The 523-nt window shown below is 41.9% G+C and carries 1 protein-coding gene; it reads left to right on the top strand.

The genetic code is table 11. The features are described 5' to 3' along the window. Positions 1-523, top strand: a 523-nt coding sequence (locus QQK25_RS24280; RefSeq protein WP_284190131.1) for a reverse transcriptase family protein, incomplete at both ends; no start/stop codon positions are given.

Below are 523 nucleotides of genomic sequence, written 5' to 3'. Positions count from 1 at the left end.
TCATGCCAGATCTAACAAATTCACCAGCTACATTCTACACTTTGATGAATCAACTATTCCGCAAATACCTCGACAAGTCTGTTGTGGTCTACCTTGATGATATTGTGGTTTATAGCTGCACCATGGAAGAACATGTTGAACATCTTCGCCAAGCTTTCCAAGTTCTTCGGGATAACCAACTATATGTCAACTTGGAGAAATGCTCATTTGCTCAGGAACAAGTCATGTTTCTTGGACACATCATTGGAGGAGGAAATATCCGAATGGATATGCAGAAGGTGCGCGCCATTGAGGAATGGAAGACCCCAACCTCAACTACCGAAGTCAGATCCTTTCTGGGCCTTGTGAACTACTACCGCAAGTTCATCAGTGGCTATTCGAAGCGTGCGACACCACTAACAGACCTTTTAAAAAAGGATCTTTCTTGGAAATGGTCTGAAGAATGCCAAAAATCTTTTGAAAACCTCAAGAATGCTTTAATGAAGGATCATATCTTAGCTCTTCCGGATATCACCAAACCATT

The sequence above is a fragment of the Zoogloea oryzae genome (assembly GCF_030161255.1).
GTDB lineage: Bacteria > Pseudomonadota > Gammaproteobacteria > Burkholderiales > Rhodocyclaceae > Zoogloea > Zoogloea oryzae.
This window is presented reverse-complemented; position numbering and strand designations above follow the sequence as displayed.